General features: G+C 59.3%; 4 protein-coding genes and 1 pseudogene. 3 read left to right on the top strand and 2 right to left on the bottom strand.

The features are described 5' to 3' along the window. Window positions 1–238: 238 nt before the first annotated feature. Together DBR23_RS01670 and DBR23_RS01665 are read left to right on the top strand one after the other, a co-directional pair. Window positions 239–949, top strand: coding sequence for a hypothetical protein (locus DBR23_RS01670; RefSeq protein WP_133246255.1), 711 nt, complete (start codon window positions 239–241; stop codon window positions 947–949). Window positions 950–993: 44 nt separating this feature from the next. Then, the gene (locus DBR23_RS01665) at window positions 994–1,290 is read left to right on the top strand and encodes an H-NS family nucleoid-associated regulatory protein (protein WP_133246256.1); all 297 of its coding nucleotides are present in this window, start codon (window positions 994–996) and stop codon (window positions 1,288–1,290) included. Between the two features lie 96 nt (window positions 1,291–1,386). On the opposite strand, the gene DBR23_RS01660 is transcribed toward DBR23_RS01665, so the two are convergent. Next, entirely contained in the window at window positions 1,387–1,593 is a 207-nt protein-coding gene (locus DBR23_RS01660; protein WP_108497094.1) for a hypothetical protein, read from the bottom strand. Between the two features lie 233 nt (window positions 1,594–1,826). Between DBR23_RS01660 and DBR23_RS01655 the strand changes: the two are divergent. Then, window positions 1,827–1,994, top strand: a pseudogene (locus DBR23_RS01655) (cation transporter); the annotation flags it as partial. 30 nt (window positions 1,995–2,024) lie between these two features. Here the strand turns inward: DBR23_RS01655 and DBR23_RS01650 are convergent. Further along, a partial coding sequence (locus DBR23_RS01650) for a cytochrome c/FTR1 family iron permease (protein WP_108497093.1) occupies window positions 2,025–3,822 on the bottom strand: 1,798 nt, incomplete at its 5' end.

The raw sequence follows: 3,822 nt of genomic DNA, 5'->3' as shown, positions 1-3,822 counted from the left end.
TGTACTGCGCACGCACTTGCTTGTCACTCATTGCTCAACTCCTTGTCGGTATTTTCAACAAGGGTTAAGAACTCCACTTTTCAGGGGCAACCTCACAGTCCCGTACAGTTCGAGAAAGCTCAAGAAGCTTAGGTCGGTGTCAACGGAACCGGCAGCAGCCCAAAGGTCATTGGCTACTGGAAGGATGCGTACCTCACCGCTTCTATCGAGGATAGCGGATCAAGCGTTCCCAGACTTTGTGAGTTCACTGCTTGAAATCGTAGAGTTCACAAGAATCCATCAGGCCTTGCAAGGGGTTGCGCCACTGCAACTGATTTCCGTGACAGAGAAGCTGAAAAAGGCCGTCAATGGCCCGATCAATGCAGCCAATGAAACCCCCAAAACCACCGCCGCACGCAACTACTTGTTCGAAGCCACGGTAGCTGCAATGGCCCATCGGCCGGCTCGCCGCGTGGAGGCGATCTTGAATGCGCGCAGCGACACCGGAATCAAGATTGAGGGACGCAAGATCTGGGTTGAATGTAAGCGCGTGACAACTGAACATGCGCTGGAGCGCAATCTGCGCAAAGCCTGCTCGCAACTTCAGGATACTTTTAATGCAGAGATTGGGTCAGGCCATCGGGGCATCATTGCGATGGACGTGTCAAAGATACTCAATCCCAAGGGAGAGCTTCTCGTTGCGAAAGACGATACCGAGTTAAAAAGGGGGCTGGTGCGCCTGCTGCAGGATTTCAGCGACAAACACTCAAACCTCTGGCAGCGTATTTATGCCGAGAAAAGCCGAAAAATCATTGGGACAGTCTTCCGGCTGTCATGCTTGGCGACATCGGAGGTAAGGAAGATGTCTGTTCAGTGCTCTCAATGGGCGGTAATCCCAAGAGCAGACGCAACAGCAGCAGATGTTCAGCTTCAGGAGCGACTGGTGGAAGCGTTGTCGCAAGATCTGTGAAGCATGTGCTGGCGCGTCACTTCACATAGCAATAGGAGTTTGCATTGCCAAAGACACTTGCTCAGATGAAGAGGCGGCTTGAAGACGCAATGACCGAGGCAAGTGCAGCGGAGGAGATCATCCCGCTGATAAAGCAGGCCATTGCTCGATTTGGATTGGAACCAGAGGATTTGTTCGACGGGGACAACACGGAGACGACCACTGCCTTGTATCGGGACGCAAATGGCAACACGTGGGGCGGGCGCGGGCGACGTCCCACCTGGTTGAGTGAAGCGCTTGCGCTCGGCAAAACGCTTGAAGACTTTCAGGTTGGCGCGGCGTTGGGGAAAACTTCTAAGTAGTTGATTTAGAAATTATTTTGTTCAAAACTTTCTGCTTTTGCCAGAAAACCGAGATCACCCCGGATCGCGAGTTTTTGCCGAGATGCGATGTCACGCTCAGTGCCCTCGACCCACATCAGGCGGGTTCACACACAGATATGCCTGTTCGAGCGCCGCTTCACAGGCAGGGTCGGCTTGTGCCAACTGTTCCAGCGCGCACATTAGCGGCTCGGCAATCTCCCAGCGCTGTTCGGCCACGGCGCGTTTGTAGAGTCGCAGCACCTCCTGCTCCAGGGACTTTCGAATCCCGAATCTGCGAACCATCGCAATACCTCCATTCAGGCCTGTCGCCATTGCACGCACCCTAAACCTTGCCACGGTGCCAAGGTCAAGGATGGGGTGATCGCTTGACCTTTACATGATGGAAAGATTGCGGCTTTTCCAAGCGCAAAAGGAGCCTGCCATGAAGTCGCATTCCCACGCGCCGGTCGTAGCGACCGAAGTAGTTGGAGAAAGCCCGGAGTTGCGGGACATGAGCTGCGGATTCTGGGTCGGCCTCCATTGTTAATGGATCCATCGTGTTGTCAGGTGTGCTGGTCATGTGGCTCGGCTCGAACATCCCGGATCTAATGTTGGGCGTTGTCGTGGCCGGGATTGCCGCGAACGGCGGCCGGGAAATTCTGCGCGAAGCATCGGAAACGGCCAGGCGCAACGCCAGCGCATGAGGTCTGACATCGCCCCGCGCATCCCGAAGGTCATACAGGCTGCAACCGTCGGCCTTTGTATGCGTTCATTGCGAAACCCGAGACTGCGATCAGCAGGACGATGAGCTGGGCCACGACGGTTTCGGCCGACGGATACAGTCCAAGCAATTCGATTCGGGGTGCCATGATGGGACTGGCTCCCAGCCAGCCAGCTTCCTGCAGCCCCGCCACGCCCTTTCCTGCCAGGACAACGGCCAGCACAGCAACCAGGATCGAGCTGATGCTGAAGAATTTTCCGATCGGCATCCGCGCACTGGTCCTGAGCATCATCCAGGCCAGAACGGCCAGGAGAGCGACGCCGAGGCCCAGCCCACCCAACAAGGCATCGTCATTCCCATCGGCCGAGAGAGCCGAGTAGAAAAGCACGGTCTCGAAAACCTCGCGGTAGACCGCGATGAACGAAAGGCCGAACAAGGCCCATGCCGAACGCTTCGACATGGCCGCGGACAGCTTTTCCTTGAGGTAAGCCTGCCAACGGCCTGCGGCGCTCTTCTGGTGCATCCACAAGCCTACGCTCAGCAGAACGAGCGCGGCAAAGAGGGACGACAGCCCCTCGGTGACCTCACGGCTCGCCCCGCTGATGTTCACAAAATAGGTTGCCACGACCCAGGTCAGGCCTCCAGCGGCCAACGCCACGATCCAGCCACCGTGCACGTAGCGTAGGACGTCGGGCCGATTGGCTTTCTTCAGGAAAGCAACCATGCCGACGACGATCAGCAGCGCTTCGAGCCCTTCTCTCAGCAAGATCGTCAGAGAGCCCAAGAAGGTGGTGAGCGGGTCTGCCGATTCGCCGCCCAGTTCCTTCTCCACCTCCGCGAAGAGGTAGTCCAGCTTTTGAGCGGCGGCCTCAGCTTGGGCGAGCGTGCCATTTGCGATCGCCGAGCGATAGGCCAGCATGCCGTTTTCCACCTCCGACAGGAGCGCTTTGTTGCGCGCACCAAGGGATGGTTCCAGCGGCTCGAATCCATCAAGATAGGCCGAGAGCGCTAGCCGCGTGGCCACCGGCTTGTCGCCCTTGCGAATGGCCATCAAGCTCTCCGCCAGGCGCGTGCGGGAAAGGGTCAGTCCGCCGGCGTTGCCGGCCGCGGCGGCCAACTCCGGCTGGCTGCGCAGGTAGGCCGTCAGGTCTCGGGCCGCGTCGGTTCCGACTCGGCCGGCCGCAGCAGCCTCAGTGACCGTAGTCACAGCCGCCAGGTCGGCAAACTCCTTCCGAGCCGCTGCATCACTTTTCCACAGCTGCTCACCTCGTTTGCGCATTCCGTCGTCGTGAGAAAGCGTGCCGGCGAAAAACGCCAGCGCCCACCGGTCCTCGTCGGGCAGCGCCGCAAAACTCGGCATCGACGTGCCCGTAACGCCTTGGGAGACGACCTGGTAGAGCGCCATGAGGCTTCGGGACCGAGCGCGTTCCCGGTTCGTGAAGGCGATCGGCGGTGGTTCGAGTTTGGCTGCAAGTGGTCCGTCGCCACCGCCCGCCGTGCCGTGACAAGACGCGCATTGGGCCTGGAAGAGCGCGGCGCCTCGTTTGAGGTCAGGCAGAGCCTTTGGGGCGACGGGGATCGGATATGCGGCCACCAGCAGCGCTTCCACTTCATGGGCTAGGCGCGCGACCTCTGCGCCATCTGCCTTGCGGGAGACGGCCTCCTGCAGCTTGCTGGCAGCAGCGACTACCGCATCCTTGGATGCGTGCGCTGGAAGGCCGCGAGCCTGGGTCACCGCATTGGCGGTGAAATCCCGCATCTCCGCGTATTCCGGTTCACTGACGACGGCCCCCTTATCGACCGCCCCCCCA

It is taken from the genome of Acidovorax sp. HMWF018 (assembly GCF_003061035.1).
Taxonomy (GTDB): Bacteria; Pseudomonadota; Gammaproteobacteria; order Burkholderiales; family Burkholderiaceae_C; genus Acidovorax; species Acidovorax delafieldii.
Note: the sequence above shows the minus strand (reverse complement) of the source record. Positions and strands in the feature narration are given on the sequence as shown.

What these genes read in the sequence shown, in the direction of transcription:
- DBR23_RS01660 (WP_108497094.1), bottom strand. Translation starts at nt 1,593, where the DNA reads ATGGTTCGCAGATTCGGGATTCGAAAGTCCCTGGAGCAGGAGGTGCTG.